The sequence below is a fragment of the Bacillus sp. JJ1566 genome, assembly GCF_036962685.1.
Taxonomy (GTDB): Bacteria; Bacillota; Bacilli; order Bacillales; family Bacillaceae_L; genus Ferdinandcohnia.
The window spans coordinates 24,905-49,056 of record NZ_JBALOP010000020.1 but is presented as its reverse complement, the minus strand read 5'-3'; the positions used below and the strand labels follow the sequence as shown (position 1 = coordinate 49,056).

The following is a 24,152-nucleotide window of genomic DNA, read 5'->3' as shown; positions in this document are numbered from 1 at the left end:
AATAGATATAAAAAAAGGGGCATCCAGTCAAACGGATGTCCCTTTTCAATTTATCGAGGGCCAATTTAAATAGGCTTTTGCTATTCTGATGTGACATTGGAATTACCTTTTTCGGCGTCAAATGCCTCCTTAATGGCTTTCCGCAATTGGCGTTCAACTTCCCACTGCTCGCCATTTACTGTTTTAGCAATTACACGCAACACAATATCAGAGGTTCCGATGTCTTGAACACCAATGACTTTTGGTCCATCGACAATAGATGGATTATCGGCAGCAACTCGGTCGCAAGCTTCTTGCATTACAATAATGGCTTGATCAATGTCCTTGTCGTAAGCAATTTTTATATCAACAAGTGCGCGCATATTTCCTCGAGAATGGTTACTCACAGTCTTAATGTCACGATTCGGAATATAATGTAGGGTTCCATCAAATCCTCGAATTTGTGTGGTACGTAATCCTACAGATTCAACAACTCCATCAAGGGCTCCAAGGGTTACATAATCGTTCACATCAATTTGCTTTTCTAATAGTAAGAAGAAACCAGTTACAACATCACTTACTAGTCCCTGTGCTCCAAAACCAATTGCTAGTCCCACGACTCCAGCGCCGGCAATAAGACTTGCAACAGGTATATTAAAGATGTCAAATATGGAGGCAACTAAAATAAAGATCAATGCATAGGAGAGGATATTTTCCATCAGCCTTTGAAGCGTATGGGCTCGTCCTAAAGAAATATTTTGTTTATCCTGTAATTTTGTAAAGGTGCGGTCAATGACTTTGTTTCCAATCTTTTTTACAATGAAAAACGCAATGAAGATCCCGATTAATTTTAAGATTGTGAAACCTGAATTGATGAGTAGGGCCTCCCAATTGTAGTTGACTAAATTGATCAAACTATCATCCTTCCTATCTTTTTTACCTAGTAAGAGAATACCACAAGCATCCGAGCTGATAAATAGACGGAAAAATTTCGCCAAATTCGTAATTAATCATTAAAAGTAACCTTCTAGACGGAGATATTCCGCCTATGGATTCGAAAAATTGGAAAATGGGGGATTTTGCTGGGCATAATCGGAAAACCTACCCTTATTCACCCCGAAATAAGCTTCATTTCGCATATAACCGAAAATTCTCCGCTTATTTTACGTATGCTAGTGTGTTTTCCTAATAAAGAAACTCGCCCATTTTACTATGGCGAGTTCTATATGACTGTTTTTTACCTACTTATTTTGTATAGTTATCAAAATAACCCTGGATGAAGACGAATGGAGTACCTTTGTCTCCGCTTCCTGATGTTAAGTCAGAAAGAGAACCAATAAGGTCAGTTAATCTTCTAGGTGTTGTACCTTGTGCCTCCATTTGACCAACAAGGTCACCTTCTTTGTTTGCGATAAACTCAGAAATTGCATTTTTAAGCTCTTCACCTTTTAAATCCGCAAAATTGTTATCAGCAAGGTATTTTAATTTTACTTCATTTGGTGTACCTTCAAGACCTGCAGTATAGGCAGGGGAAACAACTGGATCAGCAAGCTCCCAAATCTTTCCGACTGGGTCTTTAAACGCACCGTCTCCGTAAACCATAACCTCTACATTTTTACCAGTTTTCTCTTTAAGAAGTTCCTGGATTTTGTCAACGATTGGCTGGCAATTACGTGGGAAGAGCTTTATGCTTTCCTCTGTAGCTTTGTTAGAGCCAAGTAAACCATATTGTTCATTATAGCCACTTCCGTTGATTGATTCTGCAAGAATATTATCAAGGCTGTATACCTTTTCGCCGCCATTTGCTTTTAAAATTCTCTTTGTGCGAATTCTTGTATGGATGTCACAAGTTAACACGCTCTTTGTATAGTCTAGAATGGTTTTTGGATTATTTGAGAAGATAACCTCACATTCAACCCCGTATTCTTCAATTAATGATTTATAGTAATCAATGTAATCTACACCAGTAAAAGGATGTTTATTGTGTCCGAAAAGGTCACGGAATTGCTGTTCTGTTAAAACATCTGTCCAAGGGTTTACACCTTTTTCATCAAGAAGGTCGAGGTCCACAAGATGGTTACCCACTTCATCTGAAGGATAGCTTAACATTAGGACAATTTTCTTTGCACCTTTCGCGATTCCACGAAGACAGATTGCAAAACGGTTACGGCTTAGAATCGGGAATATGACGCCAATTGTGTCATCGCCGAATTTTGCTTCTACATCCTTCGAGATATCATTAATGGTCGCATAGTTTCCTTGAGCGCGAGCCACAATAGACTCAGTAATAGTGATGATGTCTTTATCCTGAATTGCAAAGCCCTCGACCTCAGAAGCCTTTAATACAGTATCAACAACAATTTGCTCAATGCTGTCACCCTTATTGATGATAGGTCCACGTAAACCTCTTGCAACTGTTCCTACTACTCTTTCCAAAACGATCACTCCTACATGCTGATAAGATTAATGTAATTAGTATCCACTAGTACTATACATCTATTATGTGATATAAGTAAAATTAATATATCTAATAATGGGTATAAGGGTGAGTTATATGATAGGTAAATTAGATTTATATAAGGTTTTTAGTATAGTTGCTAAAAATGGTAGCTTTTCAAAAGCGGCAAGGGAACTTTACATGACACAGCCCGCGGTTAGTCAGGCAATGATGCAGCTGGAAAGAGAACTGGACATACGGTTATTTAATCGGACTCCAAAAGGGGTTTCTTTGACCAATGAGGGGAAGCTATTATTTGAATATGTCCATTCTGCAATGAATCTCCTCAAAGTCGGGGAGGAAATGATTTTAGAAATCAAGAATTTAACAAAAGGCGAATTGATAATTGGTGTAGGGGATACGATTTCAAAGTACTTTTTACTGACATACTTAGAAACCTTCCACATGGAATATCCCAATATTAAGTTTATCATCGAAAACGGGACTACCCAGGAACTTATTTCTTTATTGAAGATGGGCGAGGTTGATCTTGCCATATGTAATTTCCCTGTCGATGATCCTGCCCTGGCACAAATCCCGTGCATGGATATTCATGATATTTTTGTGTGTGGAGAAAAATATAAAAAACGTTTACCAAGGCAAGTGAGTTTAACTGAATTACTGAAACATCCTTTAATTATTCTAGAACCAAAATCTGTTTCGCGAAAATATGTGGACGATTTTTTGTTATCAAAGGGCTTAAGAATCTCACCTGAGTTTGAACTGGGCTCCCACGACCTCCTACTTGAGTTTGCAAAAATTAATCTAGGTATTGCTTGTGTCACCAAGGAGTTTTCTCAGGAATATTTAGAGAAGGGAATCTTACATAAGGTGCGGCTAAAAGAAGAAGTTCCAAAACGAAGCATCGGCATCTGTTACATGAAAAACGTTCCACTATCACCCGCATCTACAAAGTTTGTGGAAATCATAAGGAACCATGGGGACGGTTCTCTTGGTTCCCTTTGAACCCACCCCATGGTAATTATTCGACAAAATAAATTTGTGAGTTAGTTGCGTCATAGCAATAAAGTCTTCCACCATATGCACAGCCGCCATCAATGCCGATGATGTTATTTTCTCCGAAATACATTTCATTGCTTTTATGTAAGTATTTTGTAGGTGTATGGCCGAAGACGACTGTCTTTTCTCCGGAATATCCATTGTGAAATTCCTCTCGAATCCACACCAGCAAATGGGGTTTTGTTGATTCTAATGGTGTTTCCGGATGAACGCCAGCATGAACAAAAATATGAGTATCCGTTTCATAGTAGTAAGGAAATTCCTTTAGGATTTTTAAATGAGCACCGATTTCTTCATTCATTTCAAGAAGGTTTGGCATTTCCTCTGTTGTGTACCAGTAGTTTGCATCATCTTTTTCAATGTGATAGCCGTAATTTTGTAGGGTTTTAATTCCACCATTGTAAAACCACCTTTTGACACTCATCGAATCAGCACGAAAGGCATCCATCATCATTTTTTCATGATTTCCAATCAACGCAATCGCACCCTGGCTTCGTAATTGAATCACTTTATCTAAAACAGCCCTTGACTGTGGTCCACGATCAACGTAGTCTCCTAGCAACAAAAGTTGATCATGCTTATGGTCATATTGTACAAGCTCCAATAGTCGCTCGAATTTATCTAAATCGCCGTGAATATCACTAATCGCAAGCACTCGCTTCACACATCACACAACCTTTTTTAATATAGGTTCTTCTATTCTATCACACCGACGTTTTTAGTGAGGAATAGTCAATTTTGTATAATCTTTTTTCATTTAATAATACTAAAGGTATCAAAAGGGAAGAGTGTGCCGTAAATGAAATTAAAAAGTCAGTTATCTATTGCTTTTATCCTTTGTCTTTTTTCTCTTATCGTGTTTGGTCTACTAGCATATTTTGTCCATGGTCATGATATTATTCGTTTTGATAGCCATATTATATCGCTGGTACAGGGGTTAGAGTCTGTGTGGCTAACCTTCCTGATGAAGTTCCTTTCGTTTATTGGGTCAGCTCCAGTTATCATTTTGCTATCCATTTTTATTCTGTTTTGTCTATATAAAGTTTTGAAGCATCGCTACGAGCTCATTTTATTTGTTGGAGTCATGGTTGGATCGCCGATTTTGAACTATTTACTGAAGGAATTGTTTAAACGGGCTAGACCTGACTTTCATCGATTGGTTGAAGTCTCGGGCTATAGCTTTCCAAGTGGCCATGCGATGAGTGCTTTTACGTTTTATGGGATTTCTACGTTCCTGTTGTGGCGCCATATTCCAGTACGGTGGGGGAGAACAGCGCTTCTATTATTTAGTGCAATGATGATTTTCGGAATTGGGATGAGTCGAATTTATCTGGGGGTCCATTACCCAACCGATATTATCGGTGGCTATTTTGCAAGTGCCACATGGGTAGGGTTTTCAATTTGGACCTTTCAGTGGTTCAAAGAAAGGCATTCACTTAAATATACGGGTTTGGAAACGGGTTGAATTACTTTGGATGGACCACTAGAACCGTCCCTGTGTCGAAACTTGCAGAAATGTTTTAATTGAAAATGAAAGCGCTGTCAATTATAATGAAGTCAGGTGGATGACATGTGTGGTCATCATGGTATTTGGCGAAGGTGGGGCCGATACTGTAGTGGAGTAACACGTTAATGAGTAACTTTTTAAAGTATTATTTTAAAAGAGACCTATTAATTCGGGGTGAATTAATAGGTCTCTTTTTATTTGGGTTATTTATTAAGGTAGGTTAGCCTCATTGAATTCCCGGTAACTCGTTGTTTGATATGGAGCGATGCATTTCTCATAAAATTTGTTGAAGATAAAATTCATAAGAGCATTTGAGAAAATTAGTGTAAAGAACGTGGCTGAACTAACTTTTAGCTTGAAAAATTGTAGCTTTCTTAGCAATGATACGACTGGATATGCGTAAATCCAATCTGCTACAAGGTTAATGATGGTGTATGGGAGAAACTTCCCTTTTGAAAGGTGGAACACCCAATAATTTGCAAAAAGATAAGGGCCCAACATTAATATACAGGTGTCACACACCAACGCACCGACGCCGCCTTTTACCTTCCAAAGCTTATGTACTGTAAAATAGAAGATCTCAAACATGACAACGCAAGAGGAAAATAAGGTAACGGGTAAATATTTTATGTACGATTTCTTAGGAAGAAGTACGGCTGCAGCGACCGAACATAAAACAATAAACACTCTTATGGAATTTTTAATCATGTATGACAATCCTTTCGAAACCAACTTTTTCTTAATTTGTTCTAAGGAATTGGTTCTTATTCGAAAAAAAAGCCTGCATCAATTTACTGATACAGGCTTACATCTAAATTTCTATAAACTTAATGGTAGAACAAATTTCTTCCTCTGCGTTAGCGGAGTTCCATTCGTGAGGATAATACCCAAGCGGGTTACAGATTATTTCGATTCCTCTATAGTGCTCGTGATATCTCGTGTGGATATGGCCAAAAATATATTTTTTTACTTGATACTTCTCCGCTAATTCACCAAATTGCGTACTTCCCATCATCGAATTGAAAAAGTCCCAACTGGGATCGTTCTTTACTTGTATATATCGTGAGAAAGGGACGACATGTGTAACCATAATGATCTTTTTACCTTTATATTTTTGCAGCCAACCTTCAAGTTTTTCAAGGTAGCGTCTCGTTTCCATTTGGTCTGAATCTGGCCAATGGGCGTTAATCTTATCAGGCCAAGTAAAATCATTAAATGTTCCAATCGAAAACTGTTCCTCTGTATAGCCTTCAATTCCAAAGCTATAGTCATACCAGCCCCCATCACCAATTACAACCCACTCGTCATTCAATTCAACCGGACCATTTCCCAGATTACCAGGAAATTTAAGTAGTATATCATAAGCAGATTTAGAATCTTCATGGTAAATATCATGATTTCCATGGACAAATAATAGTTTCATTTTTGGAAATTCCTCTTGCAATTGATTTAACAAACCAAGGCTTTTTACAGGGCCAGCTGTCATGTCACCACCTATGATAAATGCCTCGGGTCTTTTGATTGCAATCCATTTTATTATCTGTGACATGATATCCATCCCTGTATTTTTGCGATTCAGGCCGACGTGAATATCGGATAAAATAGCAATCTTCATTCAATCATCCCTTCCGTTTTTAGTTTGCTCGTTACTACATTACTTCTTTGTTGGAATGGGTTTTTCCTTCAAGGAAAATAAGGCCGAAAGAAGGACATCTGAATCACTCTGGTGCAATGGAACTATATTCCAATACTTACATTTATTATTAAAAGTATTTTGATATAATTTTATTTTCTGAAAAGTGTTGATTTTGAATATTTTGTGTGATATATTAATGACTATCAAATTGAGATTTGTAAGCAAGACGACTTTACTAGAATAATTTTATGCTCTAGATATGTTATCGGAAAAATAGATGTTCTAGGGTGTTTTAGGAGGAATATATATGTCATCAAAAGGGTCATTTAGCTACACCATAGCAGTAGGATTTATGTTATTTGCATTATTCTTTGGAGCGGGGAACTTAATATTCCCAGTTCAAATAGGTCAATTGGCCGGAAGTAATGTTTTTTCAGCGAATTTCGGGATGCTTATTACAGGAGTAGGTTTACCTGTTCTTGGTATCTTGGCGTTAGCTTTCTCAGGTAAAAGTGATTTGGAATCACTAGCAGGCAGAGTTAATCCATTTTATGGGGTTTTCTTTACCGTTGCCCTTTATCTAACAATTGGTCCTTTATTTGCAATTCCAAGAACAAACACGGTAGCTTATGAGATTGGGATCGTTCCTTTCTTAGAGAATCAATCAAGCTACTTACCATTATTTATTTTTACAATCGTCTTTTTCGGTTTAACATTATACTTTTCATTAAAGTCTAGTAAGATTGTTGATATTGTCGGAAAAGTATTGACGCCGATTTTACTGGTGGTTATTGCAATTCTTATTATCGCGGCATTTGTGAATCCAATTGGGGCAATCCAAGATCCTACAGAAACCTATGCAACTAATAGCTTCTTTAAAGGCTTCCAGGAAGGCTATAACACAATGGATGCACTAGCAGCATTCGTATTTGGAATTATCATTATTAATATCATGAAAGAACGCGGTGCACGTACGAAAAAAGAAATCATGGTTTCAACAGGTAAGGTTGCAATAGTAGCTGGTGTATTATTAGCAGCAATCTACTCTTCACTTGCATTTTTAGGAGCTACAAGTGTAGAAGGCTTTGGCATTTTAGAAAATGGTGGTGCTGTTTTAGCTGCTGCTTCTCAACACTTTTTTGGTTGGTATGGTAAAGTAATTCTTGCTGTAATCGTTATTGCAGCATGTTTAACAACAAGTATCGGTCTTATCACATCTTGTGCAGCTTATTTCACAAAATTAATTCCAGCTCTTTCTTATAAGCGATGGGCGGTTATCTTTACATTATTTAGTGCAGTTATCTCAAACTTTGGTTTAAGTAAAATTATTAGCTTCTCAATTCCTGTACTAGTGGCACTATATCCATTGACTATCTGTTTAATGGCATTAACATTCTTACACCCACTATTCAAGGGTCGGAAAGAAGTATACCAGGTTAGTATTTTTGTTACACTCGTCCTAAGTATTAATGACGGATTGAATGCAGCAGGCGTAAAAATTGCGGCTATCAATGACCTATTTACATCCATTCTTCCTCTATATTCAGTAGGATTAGGTTGGATTGTACCAGCGATTGTCGGTGGGGTAATCGGATATTTGATTAGTATTATCAAACATGGTGCTTTAAATCCAGAGCCGATTGAGGAATAAAAAGAAAAAGGCTACTCGTGTCGTGAGTAGCCTTTTTAATGCAATAATCAAGAACTTTGTAATAATTGTATATGTTGTTATAATGGAATCTAGGATTGTTACTGGTAAAGCAGGCAAAACCTAAGTAAGGTGTTTCTTTTTTTAGGAGACAGTTTATTTAGGTTTTTTCATTTTTATACGAAAGAGGGATTTGGGATGAAACTGATTGCTTCAGATTTAGATGGAACTCTTTTAAACGAAAATAGCAAGGTAAGCGAGACAAATGTGCGCGCCATTCAAAAGGCAATAGATAAAGGGATAAAATTTGTGGTTGTAACGGGAAGATCCTATGATGCTGCACATACGCCGCTTAAGGAAGTAGGGATTACTTGTCCCGTTATTACTTTAAACGGTGCTAGTTCATTTGATATTGATGGAAATGTTTTACGAGATATTCCAATGGATTTGTCGGTTTGCAAGAAGGTGTATACTGCATGCCATAACGGTAAGATGTATACTGAATTTTTTACGAACAAAGGCTTATTTTCATTTGGAAGAGACAAGTTTATAAGAAGAATGACTAGATGGTTTAAAACAGCTTTTCCTGATTTTACAGATGAAGAAATTAATCAACGGATTGAGCAGCGTTTTCAGGACGAGAGTGTTAAGTTTGTTGAGGATTACGGACAGCTGGAAGCCATAAATGATCTTAAAATTTATAAGTTGTTAAGCTTTGCGGAAGATGAGGAAAGCCATAAGCAAGTGTTTAATGAGCTTAAAGATGAGGCTGGAGTAGTCATTACCTCTTCAGGCTATTTAAATCTGGAATTTAACCATCCAGAAGCTAAAAAAGGCGTAGCCCTTAAGGAATTAGCAGAAAGTATGGGAATTGATATGAAGGATGTCATGTCAATGGGAGACAATTTAAACGACAAAAGTATGCTTGAAATGGCAGGACGTGGCGTTGCCATGGGGAATGCTGACCCGGAAATTCTGAACATCTGTAAATATACAACAAAAACAAACGAGGAGGACGGGGTAGCGTTCGCAATCGAAGAGATGCTAAAGGAGTATCAACTTTAAGAAGAACCCTTACCATCTTAGGAAAACGAAAGTTGTCTAGCATAAAGGAACTAAATAACAAAACAATTTGTTTGATATAAATAGATTAATCGTTTACAATAAATTTAAAGGATTGTTACTGTTCGGCAGGCAAAACCTATGTTTGTGATAGAATGTCATTAATGGTATTCTTATGTGCAAATATAGGTTTTTTTATTTTGTTTGGCTAAGGACGAGGTGTAAGCATGAAAATCGAGAAGGTTTTAAATAATAATGTGGTGATGTGTAGAAATGAATTAAACCAAGAGATTGTCGCAATGGGAAAGGGCCTTGCCTTTCAACGGAAGGCCGGAGACATTATTGATGATTCAAAAATTGAGAAAACTTTTATTCTACAAAAGCATGGGATTTCCGAGAAGATTGCAAAACTGCTTGAAGATACATCAGAGCTTTATTTAAACATATCCTCCAAAATTTTAGATTATGCCAAAACCCAGTTGCCTTATAAACTAGATGACTATTTATATGTAGCCTTAACTGATCATCTTAGCTTTGCGATTAGTCGACATAAACAAGGGATTCAATTGAAGAATGCCCTTTTATGGGAGATTCGAAAATATTATAAGACGGAATTCCAGATTGCATTAAATGCACTGGACATGATTGAAAAAGAAACGGGTATTAGGCTTGATGAAGATGAAGCGGCATCAATTGCGCTGCATTTGGTGAACGGCCAGCTTTCGGGAGATAATATGGCGGCAGCTATTCAAATTACTCAAATGGTGAATGATATTTTAAACATTGTCAAATACCATTTTAAAATGGAACTGGATGAAACCTCTTTGAATTATGAACGGTTTTTAACACACCTACGCTTCTTTGGGATGAGGTATATGCGTAAGGAAAAGTCGATGGATTCAATTGATGACTTTTTCCATGAGCAGATCAAGCATAAGTACTCCGATGCATATAAGTGTACGCAAAAAATTGCCACCTATTTAAGCAAAGAATTTGGCTGGGAGATTTCTAAGGAAGAAGAAGTTTATTTAACCGTGCATATTCACCGAGTCACGAATCGCCATTTGCTAAATCAAAAGGCTGAATAAGGGTTTTGTCGAAAAAAGTTGAAATATGTCGAAGAAAGCGTTGACAAATGGAAAATCAAAATGCTATATTGAAATTGTAAATTTCATATCCTTCGAAGGAATGTTACCTTAATTGGGCATAACCTGAACCGAGTTAATACACTCTAAGAGTGTTTTAAGTTGGTTCAGGTTTTTTATTTGCAAAAATTATATAAAGGAGAAACAACTATGAATAACAAAGAGTTAGGTAAAAAAATAGTTGATTTAGTTGGGGGAGAAGAAAACATAACCTCCCTCGTACATTGCGCAACGCGATTAAGATTTAAACTTAAGGATCATGATAAGGCTGACAAAAATGCTTTGTCTGATATTCCCGATGTATTAACTGTAGTTGAGCAAGGCGGACAATTCCAAGTCGTTATAGGAGGTAAGGTAGGAAAAGTTTATACGGAAATTATGAATGATCACCATATAACTTCCGGAAATGAAGGAGATAGCAATAATGGTGGAACAAAGACCGGGGTCATCGCCAAAGTATTTGAGTATATATCGGGTACTTTTTCACCGCTAATTTCTACATTAGCAGGTGCTGGTATGATCAAAGCAATACTGGCGGTTCTGACTACTCTTAATTGGATTGATACTGAAGGGACAACATATGCGGTATTAAACGCGGCATCAAGTGGCCTATTCTATTTCTTGCCAATTTTTGTTGGTATTTTTGCTGCAAAAAAACTAGGCGCGAACCCCGTTGTTGGTGGTGTCGTTGCGGCTGGCTTACTAGACAGCAATTTCACAGCCTTACTAGAAAGAACAGGCGACATAACTTTCATTGGAATTCCATTAATTGTTGCGGATTATTCATCATCCGTATTCCCTATCCTTATTGCGATGGCAGTTTATGCTCCATTTGAAAGATGGTTAAAACGAATAACACCAGACACCATTCAGTTATTTTTCGTAACGATGATTGGTATTTTAGTTATGGTTCCACTTACCGCATTGGTGTTTGGTCCGTTCGGTGAGTACATTAGCTTAGGGATTGGAAATGCAGTTACATTCATGCTTGATATTTCTTCAGTCCTTACTGGAATTTTAATTGCACTTATTTGGCCAATCCTTGTGGTACTTGGCGTGCATTGGGGCGTTGTTCCAATTATGATTGATAACTTCACACGTGGAGGAGATGTGATTGGGCCAATTACCGCCGCTTCTACTTTCGCACAAATGGGTATTGCATTCGGTATTTTCCTTCGTTCAAGAAAAAATAAAGATTTACGCTCTTTATCTTTTGCAGCAACCTTATCAGGAATTCTTGCTGGAGTTACCGAGCCAATTTTATATGGTCTAATTTTGCGCTATAGAAGATTGATTCCACTTGTACTAATCTCAGGTGCTATTGGTGGAGCATTTGTTGCTTTATTTGATGTACGAGTTTTCACATTTGTATTTAACAGCGCATTAACGATACCAGCTTACACTCCTACTCTTGGATACGTATTTGGTATTGGAGCGGCATTTATTGCAGCAACCATATTAGCTTTCATTTTTGGTACAGAAGGTAGAAAAAAGGCTGAGGAGCCAGTTGCTGAAAATGTAGATAACGCACCAGTAGTAACCCCAAACAAGGAAGCTGGAAAGACAGTCGATGTTTTATCACCAATTAAAGGTGAAATGATTCCATTAGAGGATGTAGATGACCCTGTATTTTCGAGTGCAGCAATGGGTAAAGGTGTCGGGATTGAACCAACAGAAGGGGTTGTTGTAGCTCCATTTGATGGTAAGATAGCAACTTTATTTCCAACAAAGCATGCGATTGGTCTAGTAAGTGAAGATGGAATTGAAGTACTAATTCATATTGGAATTGACACAGTTCAATTAGATGGCAAGCATTTTGAAGCGCATGTAGCTGCGGATGCAGTTGTGAAAAAAGGTGAAAAGTTGGTTACTTTTGATATTCAAGGTATTAAGGATGCAGGTTATAAAACAGTAACACCTGTTATTATTACCAATACAAACGATTATTTAGAAGTTTTACCAGCAGAAATGAAACACATCAATACTGGTGAAAAATTACTCACCGTAATGAAATAATTAGAAAAAGGAAAAGGAGAAATAAATAATGGCACAATTTAAATTAACATTTCCAAATAACTTTCTATGGGGAGGCGCTACTGCAGCTAACCAAATTGAGGGGGCATTTGATGAAGAAGGCAAGGGGTTATCTGCGGCTGACTTCGTAGAATACATTCCTAAAGACCAACGCAAAAAAGACAATGCAATGGAAATTACATCTGAACAAATTCGCAAAGCATTGAGTGGTGAGTCAACTGCACGTTATCCAAAGCGTGAAGGAATTGATTTCTATCACCGATACAAAGAAGACATTGCTTTACTTGCAGAAATGGGTTTCAAAGCATTTCGTCTTTCCATCCATTGGACTAGAATTTATCCAAATGGCTATGACGAAACACCAAATGAAGCTGGATTGCAATTTTACGATAATGTATTCAATGAATTATTAAAGCATGGAATCGAGCCTGTTGTAACACTTTCTCACTATGAAACACCTTATGGTTTAACTGAAAAATATAATGGGTGGGTTGGTAGAAAAACAATTGACCATTTCGTACGTTATGCAGAAACTGTATTCAAACGCTATAAGGATAAAGTAAGATACTGGATTTCATTTAATGAAATTAACATCATTGCGATCAGCCCTTATACTGGAGCAGGAATTATCTCTGATAAGGAAGAAAACCCGATGCAAGCGAAATATCAAGGCATGCATCACCAATTTATTGCAAGTGCACTTGCGACTAAGAAGCTCCATGAAATCATACCAGATGGAAAAATGGGTTGTATGTTAGCTAGAATGAGCCATTATCCATACACACCAAATCCGGAAGATGTGCTAAAAGCACAAAAAGATAACCAGGAAAACCTATTTTTTACTGATGTACATGCTCGGGGAGAATATCCAAAATATATGGACCGTTTCTTCATCGAAAATGATATTAATATTAAAAAGGAAACTGGCGACGATGAAATTTTAAAGCAATATCCAGTTGACTACATTACATTTAGTTACTATATGTCCATGATATCATCTGCTTCCCCAGAGGGAGAGCGCACAGAAGGTAATTTAATGAATTCACTAAAGAATCCATATCTTGAAGCGTCAGACTGGGGATGGCAAATTGATCCAATTGGGTTGCGTGTTGTCCTTAATGAAATGTACGACCGCTATCAATTACCGCTATTTATCGTAGAAAACGGATTAGGAGCTTATGATAAGGTCGAGGAAGATGGTTCGATTCACGACAGTTATCGAATCGACTATTTACGTAAACATATCGAACAAATGAAAGAAGCCATTGGAGACGGAGTTGATTTGCTGGGTTACTTACCATGGGGACCAATTGACCTAGTATCAATGTCTACAAGTGAAATGTCTAAGCGTTATGGATTTATTTATGTTGATAAGGATGACGAAGGAAATGGCTCATTAGATAGAAGTCGAAAGGATTCCTTCTATTGGTTTAAGAAAGTCATTGAGTCAAATGGGGAAGAACTTTAATATTACGGGGCAGTTCATCATGAGCTGCTCCTGTTTTTTATAAAAAAGGTATGCTTGCACATTTCCTTTCTTAAGGTAGAAGTAGGTTGCTTCAGTTCAATTATATGGAATGGTAGAATGAATGTTAGTATTGTCTATATCATGTAACAGCAAAATAATTACCTATCAGTGAAAGGGGTTTACAAAATGAGCAAATTTATCGGATATGTTGGTACCTATACAAAAGGGGACAGCAAAGGGATTTATTCTTTTACATTAGATACAGATGGTAAAAAAATAGAGGATGTAAAGCTTGTAGCAGAATTAGAAAATCCTACATATGTAACTGTAAGTCAGGACAATCGTTTTCTTTACTCCGTGGTAAAAGACGGAGAATCAGGCGGTGTAGCAGCTTACTCTATAGAAGGTCAAACAGGTGAGCTAAAGCCGTTAAATACTGATGTTGCAGAAGGAGCATCACCTTGCCATGTCAGCGTAAACAAAGCGAACAACCAAGTTGTTACGGGGAACTACCATAAAGGAACAATTGAGCTATATTCAGTGAATAGTGAAACTGGCAGCATTGAATCTTCTCTGTCAGTGGTTGCGCATGAAGGAAAAGGACCACATGAAAGACAAGAGAAGCCTCACACTCATTTTTCCGGTTTTACCCCAGACGAAAAGTATGTCGTGGCAATTGATTTAGGAATCGACAAACTAATTACCTATAAGGTAGAGGATGGTGCTTTAAAAGAGGTAAGCAGTTTATCTGTTCGACCAGGAAGCGGACCAAGACATATTGCATTCCATCCAAATGGGAAACATGCATACATCATGACAGAGATTAGCAATGAAGTCGTCGCTTTATCCTATGATAGCAGCAATGGTAGCTTTACTGAGCTTCAAACTATTTCAACGATTCCTGAGGATTTTACAGAAAACAGCCAAGGTAGTGCGATTCATATTTCGAAGGATGGGAAATTTGTCTATGGCGGAAACCGTGGGCATAATAGCATCGCTGTCTTTCAAGTGAATGAAGCAACAGGTGAGCTAACACTGGTAGAAATGGTTTCCTCAGAAGGAGATTGGCCACGTGATTTTGTGTTTGACCCGACTGAAAAATTCATTGTTGGCTCCAACCAAGAATCAAGCAACCTTGTCTTGTATGCAAGGGATGAGCAATCCGGAAAACTATCTTTAATTGACTCAGACATAACCGTACCATATCCAGTTTGCGTGAAATTTTTGCATGTTTAACCAAGTGTCGGAAACCTGCTAAGCCCTAAAGAGAGAGATTTTTTAATAGGAGGGGAACCTGTTGATTAAATTAGTGTTAACTGACATGGACGGAACGTTCTTAAATAATAGCGGTGATTTCAACAAGGAGCTCTACAAAGAAGTAAAAAAGATCATGAAAGAAAAAGACGTTGTATTCGCTCCTGTTACTGGGAAACAATGTGAACGGGTAGAGGAGCTATTCGGTGAGGATGCCAATGATTTATGGATTCTAGGGGATAGCGCAACTCGAATCAAACATAACGGGGAATTTGTTTATGAATCTCTGCTAAGTAATAAATTGGGATTAGAAATTATCCGTTTACTAGAGGAAATAAGCTTAGAGCATACAATAATTGCTTGTACAAGAACGGGTGCTGTTATCAAAGATAATATCCCTTCTGAGGAAGCGGCTATTGTCAGAAGATCATATGCGCAAGTTAGACAAGTCACTGATTTCAATGAAATAACAGATGACTTTGTTAAGATTACCATTCATGATCCATTATTAAGATGTATGGAAACAAGGGAAAAATTATCTTCATTTTTTGAGTCAGCCTATATTGTTGCATCTGAAGCTGCATGGATAGATATAGCGAATGCCAATGTTCATAAGGGTACTACCGTTGAACAATTACAGCGATTGTTAAATGTGACACCAGAAGAAACAATGGCATTCGGAGATGGTTACAATGATTTAGAACTCATGACACGCGCAACCTATAGCTTTGCTGTTCGAAATGCAGTTCAGGAATTACAAGATGCTGCGAATTTTATTACCCGTTCAAATGAAGAAGATGCAGTCATGAAAACGATTATTCGAATACTATCATTGCAAGAAAGTAGATAGTAAAAGTGTATAATTAACGATATAAATATTATTGAAAAACAGCGGAATATTATATTTTCGCTGTTTTTTTATCTGTAAATAAATAATAGTTTTTATATTAAAAATTGATTGATTATTAGAATAGTAGTATGCTAATATACAAATGTATTCGCAAGCGCTTTCATGTAAATGAAAGGGTACTCGGATAAAAATAAAGAAAAACAGGGGGTTAACATGAAAAAGATTATTAGTTTAGTAGTTTTAGTATTCATTACAGCTATTGTTGCTGCAGGATGTAGCAGTGACAAATCATCTGGTGGAAAGTCAGATGACAAAGTGTACACTTTAAAAATGTCTACACAACAGGCTGAAACAGCTCCAATTGTTGAAGGATTCAAAGAGTTAGCGAAGAATTTAGAAGAAAAATCAGATGGTAGACTTAAAATGGAAGTTTATCCGAGTGCACAGCTTGGGTCTGACGATGATGTTATCGAACAAGCTGAGCAAGGTGTTAACGTAGCAGTTCTTACAGATGGAAGCCGTATGGGTGTATATGTAGAGGAAATGGGAATAATCGGTGCACCTTATTTTGCTGACAACTATGAAGATGTTCTCAAAATTACACAAGGTGAAACGTTTAAAGGTTGGGAAAAACAACTTGCTGATGAGCATGGAATTCGAGTCCTTAGTTTTAACTGGTATGACGGTCCAAGACATTTCCTTACAAATGAACCTGTTAAGACACCAGAAGATCTAAAAGGTCTTCGAATTAGAACTCCGGGTTCACCAGTATGGCAGGAATCAGTTAAGGCATTAGGAGCTACTCCAGTTGCAATGCCATGGGGTGAAGCTTATACAGCAGTTCAACAGGGTGCTATTGATGGAGCAGAGGCTCAGCATACGTCAACATATCCTTCAAGAATGTATGAAGTTATTAAATATGTAAATAAAACGAGCCACTTCCAACTTGTAAACGGAATCATTGTTGGTGAAAAATGGTTTAAAACATTACCAGAGGATTTACAACAGCTTTTATTAGATGAAACAAAAGCAGTAGCTCAGAAGAATGCGGAATACGTTGCTAGCCTGCAAACGGATATTGAAGAAAAGATAAAGGCAGAAGGTATGGAAATTGTAGAACCTGATGTTGATGCATTCAAAAAGGCTGCAGAAAAAGCGTATGAAGTATTAGGATTAACAGAATTAAGAGAAAAAATTTATCAAGAAATGGGTAAATAAACTCTTTAAAGAGGGGTACAGATGAAGAAAGCATACGAGTATTTTTGTAAACTTGAAGAGTCAATTGTAAAACTATTTTTAGTTACTATCACATTACTCGTTTTTGTATCTGCTATCACTAGAACCTTTAAATACCCACTAAACTGGGCAACAGATGTATCATTGCTTCTCTTTGCTTGGATAATATTTCTAGGTGCCGATATGGCACTTAGAAATACTGACCTTGTAAGTGTTGACATCATCATAAAAAGGTTCACTGATAAAGGACAAAAATTTGTAGTAGTTCTTTGGAATGTTGTAATCATAGGGTTTTTAGTGTTTTTAATATTCCATGGGGTTCCGCTTGCAATCGAAAGTGTAGACAGATTGTTTCAGACCCTTCCAATTAGTTATTCTTGGGCAACGATCAGTGTGCCTATTGGATCATTTTTAATGATCATTACGACTTGCATTAAAACATACCAATTTCTGAAAGAGAATAAACGATAGGAGGGCGAACAAATGTTAGTAGTATTACTTGTATTTCTATTTCTATTGATTTTCGGAATGCCTGTTGCCTTTGCTATCGGAATTTCAGGATTGGTATTCTTCTTAACAGCTCCTGATGTACCAATCTCAATTGCTGTTCAAAGAACGTTAACAACTTCTCAATCATTTACAATGCTAGCGATTCCTTTGTTTATTTTTGCAGGCCATTTAATGAACAGTACGGGAATCACCAAACGCCTTATTACGTTATCGAATGTTTTAACAGGACATATGTATGGTAACCTAGCTCAGGTAAGTGTTGTGTTGAGTACTTTGATGGGAGGGGTTTCAGGATCTGCTGTTGCCGATGCTGCGATGCAATCAAGGGTATTAGGACCACAAATGATTAAAAGAGGCTATAAGCCTGCGTATGGTGCGGCAGTCAATGGAATCACGTCTCTTATTACGGCAACAATTCCTCCAAGTATGGGGCTTATCATTTATGGTTCCGTAGGTGAGGTTTCAATCGGAAGGCTTTTTGCAGGCGGTATTATTCCAGGAATCTTAATGATGGTTATTCTAATGGCAACTGTTTCCTACACAAGTAGAAGAAATAACTATTTGCCAGAACGTACAACTTACCCAAGTTTTAAAGAGGTATTCATTGCTTTTAAAGATGGAATTTGGGCCCTGTTATTCCCAATTATCCTTATTGTAGGTATTCGATTTGGAATATTTACTCCGTCGGAATCAGGTGCATTTGCTGTTATGTATGCGATTTTCATTGGGGCGATCGTATATAAGGATTTAACATGGAAGAAATTCTGGGAATCTGTGCATGATAGTGCGGTTGATATTGGAGCAATCATGCTAATCATTTCTCTATCAGGCATTTTTGGATATGGAATTGTGTATGATGGCGTAACGCAAAGCTTATCTTCCTTAGTGTCAGGTATAACTGAAAATCAATATTTCCTATTTGCAATTATTATTTTTACTTTAATTATTGCTGGAATGTTCGTTGAAACAACGGTTGTAACATTATTGTTGACGCCAATCTTTGTACCAATTATAACAAATGTTGGTATAGATCCGGTTCACTTTGGACTTGTTATGATGACTGTTACAACATTTGGTATTATGACACCACCAATGGGTGTATCCTTATTTGCAACGTCGCAAATTATGGGAGCATCTCCAGAAGATACGGTGAAAGAAGCAATTCCATTCTACCTCGCAGTAATGGCTGTAGTTTTAATAATGGTGTTCTTCCCTGATATCGTATTATTTATTCCTGACATAGTATTTGGTAAATAACTTTTTTATTAATGTAGGGAGGCAGGTTAAGCAAGCTCGCTGCCTTCCTATTAGGAATAAATTGGATGCGAAAGAGCCCACTTTTTTAAAAGTGGGTCTATTTTATGTAAGCGTTTTAGGATAAAATTTAAATAGATTCATAATTTTTATTATCCACACGAGTGGAGATGCTTACAAACGGTATTTTTCAAGGAGAGAGTAATCATGAAATATAGTGGAATGGGAAGAAATAATGGGGGTACAAGAAGACAATATGTATACTCCTATTTATACGACAAGATTATCGATTTATCATTAAAGCCTGGAACACCTATCTCAGAAAGTGAGATTGGTGCACACCTAAATGTGAGTAGAACGCCTATCAGAGAGGCGTTAATGGAGCTTGCCAAAGAAGACTTAATTGAAATAAAACCACAAATTGGAACGTTTGTGTCGTTAATTGATCCAAAAATTATCGAAGAGTCTAGATTTATGAGAAAAGCCGTGGAGCTTGCTGTTATCCGTGAAGCAACTGAAAAGCTTACACCAGAAACATTATATAAATTGGAAAAATGCATAACCATGCAGGAATTAGCGCTAAAGGAAGAAAACAGTAAAGACTTCCTAGCATTTGATGATCAATTTCATGAACTAATTTTTAAAGGGTTGGATATGGACCGCATTTGGCAGGGTATAGACCAATTGAACGGGCAGTATAAACGGGTTAGGATGCTACGTTTAGTTACGACAGAACCTTCTGAGTGGGCTACTGTTCTGCATGAGCATCAAGCAATCTATGATGCACTGAAAAATAAAGATGTAGAAGCTGCCGTGACAGTTACAAATGAACATATTACAAAGGGTATTTTTCACATGTATGATATAAAAAAACAAAACCCCGATTATTTTAACAAAGAAAATATTACAAACGCTAAGTAGGGAGAAATGGCCAAAATGAATATGACCTTTCGCTGGTATGGCCGCGGAAATGATACAGTGCCACTTGAGTATGTAAAACAAATACCTGGGGTAAAAGGTATTGTATGGGCTCTACACGAAAAAGCAGTAGGTGAGGTATGGAGTAAGGATGAAATAAAATCAGAAATTAATTATATTTCATCATTAGGTTTTCATGCTGAAGTCGTGGAAAGTGTAAATGTCCATGAATCTATAAAACTTGGAAATGAAGAGAAAGACATTTATATAGAAAATTATAAACAAACGATACGAAACCTTGGAGAATTTGGGGTAAAGGTTATTTGCTATAACTTTATGCCAATCTTTGATTGGACGCGGTCAGATCTGTTTCGGGCGCTTCCAGATGGTTCAACCGCCTTGTTTTATGAAAAGGCAAAGGTAGAAACAGACAATCCAGACGAGTTGATTGAGACCTTCTCCTCCTACTCAGAGATGACTTTACCGGGGTGGGAGCCTGAGAAGATTGGTAGAATTAAAGAGTTATTCGCAGCTTATGAAGGAATGAAAAACGAAGATTTGTGGGAGAACCTCACCTATTTTCTTAATGAAATTCTGCCAGTGGCAGAAGAGGCTGGGATTAAAATGGCTATCCATCCAGACGACCCACCGTGGTCCATCTTTGGGTTGCCAAGAATTATCACTGGTAGGGAAAGCTTACAAAAGCTATTATCCATTTCCAATTCTCCATCAAATGGAATCACCTTTTGTACAGGTTCATTAGGGGTAAATCCAAAAAATGATATGGTTACGCTCGCACGTGAATTTGCCGACAAATCACCATTTGCCCATATTCGAAACGTAAAGTTATTTCCTAATGGGGATTTTATTGAAACGTCTCATTTAACATCTGATGGATCCATTGATATTAAGGGTGTTATGAAAGAGTTATCGGATAGGCAATTTGATGGGTATATAAGACCTGATCACGGACGACATATCTGGAACGAAAAATGCCGACCGGGCTATGGTTTATATGACCGTGGACTTGGCATTATGCACTTACTTGGGCTATGGGATGCCTATCAATCTTTGAAATAAAGGAGGAGCCAAAGTGTTACCAATTCATAAAAGTTTAAAGGGGAAAACGGCCGTTATTACTGGAGGTAGTGGTGTACTATGTTCAGAAATGGCACGTGAGCTTGGACGACAGGGTGTTAATGTGGCAATCCTCAATCGCACAGCTGAAAAAGGAGAAACAGTAGCTTCTGAAATTAACAATAATGGTGGACAAGCGATCGCCGTTGCGGCAGATGTACTTGATCGAGAGTCTCTAGAAAAGGCAAAAGAAGCTGTTCTAGAAGCTTTTGGTCAAATTGATATTTTAATAAATGGTGCTGGTGGAAATCACCCTGACGCAATTACTTCTGATGAGACTTATCAGGGAGAGGGGACTTCCGAAAAGTCGTTTTTTGATCTTGACGAAAGTGGTTTTTCGAAGGTTTTTGCAAGTAATTTTACGGGCACCTTTTTGACGAGTCAGGTATTTGGTCAGGATTTGCTTAAGCAGAAGTCACCTGTTATTATCAATATTTCATCCATGAGTGCGTATTCTCCTATGACCAAGGTTCCTGCTTACAGTGCAGCAAAGTCTGGAATCAATAACTTTACAATGTGGATGGCAGTCCATTTTGCTGAGAAGGGAATGCGGGTAAATGCAATTGCTCCAGGGTTTTTCCTCACAACGCAAAATCGGAATCTTTTATTAAATGAGGACGGTACTCTAACAGCAAGATCACAAAAAATAATTGGGCATACACCAATGAAGCGTTTTGGAGATCCAAAGGATCTACTTGGCACTTTATTATGGCTCATTGATGAAGAAACTGCAGGATTCGTAACGGGTGTAACAATACCGGTTGATGGTGGCTTCATGGCCTATTCCGGTGTATAGCAGTAAGATTTAAGGGATGTGATCATTTTGAATGCGAAATTAGATGGGTCAAAGCCGATTAAATTGTCTTCTACTAGGGCTTGGCGCACATATATAGGCGGAAAAATATTAGAGGAATTATTGCGAGAAGGAAATCCAACAGATAGTCATTTTCCAGAGGAATGGATTATGTCAGTTGTTTCGGCAAGGAATAAGGGACGCGAGCATATTACTGATGAGGGTTTAAGTAAGGTTGATATACCTGATGTCGACCTTACATTGAAATCACTTATCGAAAATGACCCAGAAGGATTTTTAGGAGCAGCTCATGTTGAAGAGTTTGGTGCAAAAACAGGTGTGCTAGTAAAAATCATAGATTCTGCTGAAAGATTAACTGTACAGGTTCACCCGGATCGTATCAAAGCACGTGAGCTTTTTAATTCAGCATATGGAAAAACAGAAGCTTGGCATATACTAGGGGGCAGAGAAATTGATGGTGAACCTCCATATGTGTACCTAGGGTTTAAACCAGGTGTGACAAAAGAGAAATGGAAAAAATTATTTGAGGTTCAGGATATACAGGGAATGTTAGATTGTATGCATAAATTTTATGTAGAATCAGGTGACACCTTCTTAATTGAGGCAGGTACACCACACGCAATCGGTGCAGGATGCCTTCTTGTTGAAATACAGGAGCCGACCGACTTTACGATTCGTATCGAAAAAACCACACCTCAAGGATTTGTTTTAGATGATTTTATGTGCCACCAGGGAATTGGCTTTGAGAAAATGTTTGAGTGCTTCACGTATGAAAACTACACAAGAGAAGAAACGCTAATCAAGTGGAAAATTGCCCCGACACAATTAAAAGATACGATTGGGAACAAAGAATCTGAATTAATTGGGTATGGTAATATTCCTTACTTTAAAATGAATCTTCTTGAAGTGAATAATGAAATTGAAGTTGAAGGAAATGGTGTGTTTTATGGTCTATTAGTTATCTCAGGTAACGGTAGCATCGTTTCTGGTGTAGACAAGCAGTCACTAGCCCAAGGAAATCAATTTTTCATTCCAGCAAAGGTTCCATCTGTAAAAGTACAAAATACGAGTGAGGAACCATTGAAAATCATAAGATTATTTGGGCCTCAAGTGAAATGAATATAAAACGAATAGCGGTAGCTAATCGCTACCGCGAAATCATTGTGCCATTTCTTTTCGAAGCTCTTCCATTTTACGTGTGATGAGCGGGTAGAAGTACTTCCCGGCACTTGTTGTGGAATTTCCTCCGAAAAAGCCTGTCCCCGGACAGGTCTTCACATTATAGTCAGGCCCCTTGTCCAACACTCTTTCTCCATTCCGTAAATCCCACCAATGATGGTATGTAATACTGTCAATCGAAGGGGTTAAGCCAAATTTAAGACTAAGAACAGCATTGACATAAATGATTGTGTCACTTTGTTCTTTCGTCATGACATCATAACCGATATCAAAGTTTCCAACGTGTTCAATTGCAATTCCGACAGAATTGGCCTTATTACCAATTGAGCCTTCCGGCGCTATATGTAGTGGCCGTGAAACAGCAACCTTCCCATCTGGAAAGGTAGTGATGTTTTGGGCAATATGCTTCCAACGCATCGTAGTTTTATGGTATCTTTCCATTCCTGTTAAAAGCACAAAATGGTTGGAGCCGTTAAATCGATTGTAATCAGGTATCCATGTGTGATGCTGTTGGATGAGCCTTATTTTTCGTTTAATATTCTGATTACCGAGCCACGCCTTAAACTCTTCCTTTGTCATTAAAATATGTTCTCCTTGCATATTCATTCTTCTCGGAACAATTTTAAGAATCTGCCCGGGGACAACTCGCTCGGATGAAAGCCCATTTGATGTTTTGATTTGCTCAAGGGATGAATGAAACCTTGCAGCAATCCCCTTTAACGTATCTCCAGATGCTACTTCATAGGAAAAAGGGACCCAAAGCCTTTGCCCGACAACTAAAAGATCGGATTGAATCCCATTGGTTATTTTTAATTCATCCACCGTGGTTTCGAACTTTTTCGCAATGTCTGGTAATGTATCAGCTGCTTGAATGACATAGATATTGTCGTGGGAGTTTGCGCTTGTTTCAATAGGCAAGAGTAACATGAAGACTACGATTATCAAAGCAATTCTAGTTCTCATGGTCGTATCCTTTCGTCATATATTGTTATTAGTTTGTAAAA

General features: G+C 37.7%; 22 protein-coding genes. 16 read left to right on the top strand and 6 right to left on the bottom strand.

What is annotated here, in order from left to right:
* Positions 1–80 precede the first annotated feature (80 nt).
* Together V7112_RS09785 and V7112_RS09780 are read right to left on the bottom strand one after the other, a co-directional pair.
* On the bottom strand, positions 81–893 hold the full coding sequence (locus V7112_RS09785) for a mechanosensitive ion channel family protein (protein WP_335418382.1): 813 nt from the start codon (positions 891–893) through the stop codon (positions 81–83).
* Between the two features lie 331 nt (positions 894–1,224).
* Positions 1,225–2,415: a coenzyme F420-0:L-glutamate ligase gene (locus V7112_RS09780; protein ID WP_335418379.1), complete on the bottom strand. Its 1,191-nt coding sequence runs from the start codon at positions 2,413–2,415 to the stop codon at positions 1,225–1,227.
* Positions 2,416–2,533: 118 nt separating this feature from the next.
* Here V7112_RS09780 and V7112_RS09775 point away from each other — a divergent pair, with 118 nt between their 5' ends.
* The gene (locus tag V7112_RS09775; RefSeq protein WP_335418376.1) at positions 2,534–3,442 is read left to right on the top strand and encodes a LysR family transcriptional regulator; all 909 of its coding nucleotides are present in this window, start codon (positions 2,534–2,536) and stop codon (positions 3,440–3,442) included.
* Between the two features lie 16 nt (positions 3,443–3,458).
* Here V7112_RS09775 and V7112_RS09770 read toward each other — a convergent pair whose 3' ends face one another.
* On the bottom strand, positions 3,459–4,160 hold the full coding sequence (locus V7112_RS09770; RefSeq protein ID WP_335418373.1) for a metallophosphoesterase family protein: 702 nt from the start codon (positions 4,158–4,160) through the stop codon (positions 3,459–3,461).
* Positions 4,161–4,295: 135 nt separating this feature from the next.
* On the opposite strand from V7112_RS09770, the gene V7112_RS09765 reads away from it, so the two are divergent.
* Positions 4,296–4,961, top strand: a complete 666-nt coding sequence (locus V7112_RS09765) for a phosphatase PAP2 family protein (RefSeq protein ID WP_335418370.1) — start codon at positions 4,296–4,298, stop codon at positions 4,959–4,961.
* Positions 4,962–5,213: 252 nt separating this feature from the next.
* Here the strand turns inward: V7112_RS09765 and V7112_RS09760 are convergent, their stop codons facing one another.
* On the bottom strand, positions 5,214–5,711 hold the full coding sequence (locus V7112_RS09760) for a hypothetical protein (protein WP_335418368.1): 498 nt from the start codon (positions 5,709–5,711) through the stop codon (positions 5,214–5,216).
* 103 nt (positions 5,712–5,814) lie between these two features.
* Positions 5,815–6,618 (bottom strand): metallophosphoesterase, encoded by an 804-nt coding sequence (locus V7112_RS09755; protein WP_335418364.1) that lies wholly within the window; start codon positions 6,616–6,618, stop codon positions 5,815–5,817.
* Positions 6,619–6,946: 328 nt separating this feature from the next.
* On the opposite strand from V7112_RS09755, the gene brnQ reads away from it, so the two are divergent.
* From brnQ to V7112_RS09685, 14 genes are all read left to right on the top strand, one after another.
* Positions 6,947–8,290 (top strand): branched-chain amino acid transport system II carrier protein, encoded by a 1,344-nt coding sequence (gene brnQ, locus V7112_RS09750; protein ID WP_335418361.1) that lies wholly within the window; start codon positions 6,947–6,949, stop codon positions 8,288–8,290.
* Positions 8,291–8,485: 195 nt separating this feature from the next.
* Positions 8,486–9,352 (top strand): Cof-type HAD-IIB family hydrolase, encoded by an 867-nt coding sequence (locus tag V7112_RS09745; protein WP_335418359.1) that lies wholly within the window; start codon positions 8,486–8,488, stop codon positions 9,350–9,352.
* A 224-nt stretch (positions 9,353–9,576) separates the two neighbouring features.
* Positions 9,577–10,437 carry a BglG family transcription antiterminator LicT gene (gene licT / locus V7112_RS09740; RefSeq protein WP_335418356.1) on the top strand — a complete coding sequence of 287 codons (861 nt, stop codon included), beginning with the start codon at positions 9,577–9,579 and terminating at the stop codon, positions 10,435–10,437.
* A gap of 207 nt (positions 10,438–10,644) precedes the next feature.
* Positions 10,645–12,510, top strand: a complete 1,866-nt coding sequence (locus V7112_RS09735; RefSeq protein WP_335418352.1) for a beta-glucoside-specific PTS transporter subunit IIABC — start codon at positions 10,645–10,647, stop codon at positions 12,508–12,510.
* Between the two features lie 28 nt (positions 12,511–12,538).
* Positions 12,539–13,996: a glycoside hydrolase family 1 protein gene (locus V7112_RS09730; protein ID WP_335418349.1), complete on the top strand. Its 1,458-nt coding sequence runs from the start codon at positions 12,539–12,541 to the stop codon at positions 13,994–13,996.
* 186 nt (positions 13,997–14,182) lie between these two features.
* Entirely contained in the window at positions 14,183–15,232 is a 1,050-nt protein-coding gene (locus V7112_RS09725; RefSeq protein WP_335418345.1) for a lactonase family protein, read from the top strand.
* Between the two features lie 61 nt (positions 15,233–15,293).
* Positions 15,294–16,100, top strand: coding sequence for an HAD family hydrolase (locus V7112_RS09720; RefSeq protein ID WP_335418342.1), 807 nt, complete (start codon positions 15,294–15,296; stop codon positions 16,098–16,100).
* Between the two features lie 213 nt (positions 16,101–16,313).
* Entirely contained in the window at positions 16,314–17,318 is a 1,005-nt protein-coding gene (locus V7112_RS09715) for a C4-dicarboxylate TRAP transporter substrate-binding protein (protein WP_335418339.1), read from the top strand.
* A gap of 21 nt (positions 17,319–17,339) precedes the next feature.
* A complete protein-coding gene (locus tag V7112_RS09710) occupies positions 17,340–17,807 on the top strand; it encodes a TRAP transporter small permease (protein WP_335418337.1) in 468 nt (155 codons plus the stop codon).
* Positions 17,808–17,819: 12 nt separating this feature from the next.
* The gene (locus tag V7112_RS09705; RefSeq protein ID WP_335418334.1) at positions 17,820–19,103 is read left to right on the top strand and encodes a TRAP transporter large permease; all 1,284 of its coding nucleotides are present in this window, start codon (positions 17,820–17,822) and stop codon (positions 19,101–19,103) included.
* Positions 19,104–19,307: 204 nt separating this feature from the next.
* On the top strand, positions 19,308–20,021 hold the full coding sequence (locus V7112_RS09700; protein WP_335418332.1) for a GntR family transcriptional regulator: 714 nt from the start codon (positions 19,308–19,310) through the stop codon (positions 20,019–20,021).
* Positions 20,022–20,036: 15 nt separating this feature from the next.
* Complete coding sequence (uxuA, locus tag V7112_RS09695) at positions 20,037–21,098, top strand: mannonate dehydratase (protein WP_335418329.1); 1,062 nt, start codon at positions 20,037–20,039, stop codon at positions 21,096–21,098.
* 13 nt (positions 21,099–21,111) lie between these two features.
* Positions 21,112–21,951, top strand: coding sequence for an SDR family oxidoreductase (locus V7112_RS09690; RefSeq protein ID WP_335418326.1), 840 nt, complete (start codon positions 21,112–21,114; stop codon positions 21,949–21,951).
* A 27-nt stretch (positions 21,952–21,978) separates the two neighbouring features.
* Positions 21,979–23,088: a class I mannose-6-phosphate isomerase gene (locus V7112_RS09685; protein ID WP_335418323.1), complete on the top strand. Its 1,110-nt coding sequence runs from the start codon at positions 21,979–21,981 to the stop codon at positions 23,086–23,088.
* 39 nt (positions 23,089–23,127) lie between these two features.
* Here the strand turns inward: V7112_RS09685 and V7112_RS09680 are convergent, their stop codons facing one another.
* The gene (locus V7112_RS09680) at positions 23,128–24,111 is read right to left on the bottom strand and encodes a LysM peptidoglycan-binding domain-containing protein (RefSeq protein WP_335418320.1); all 984 of its coding nucleotides are present in this window, start codon (positions 24,109–24,111) and stop codon (positions 23,128–23,130) included.
* Between the last annotated feature and the right edge of the window lie 41 nt (positions 24,112–24,152).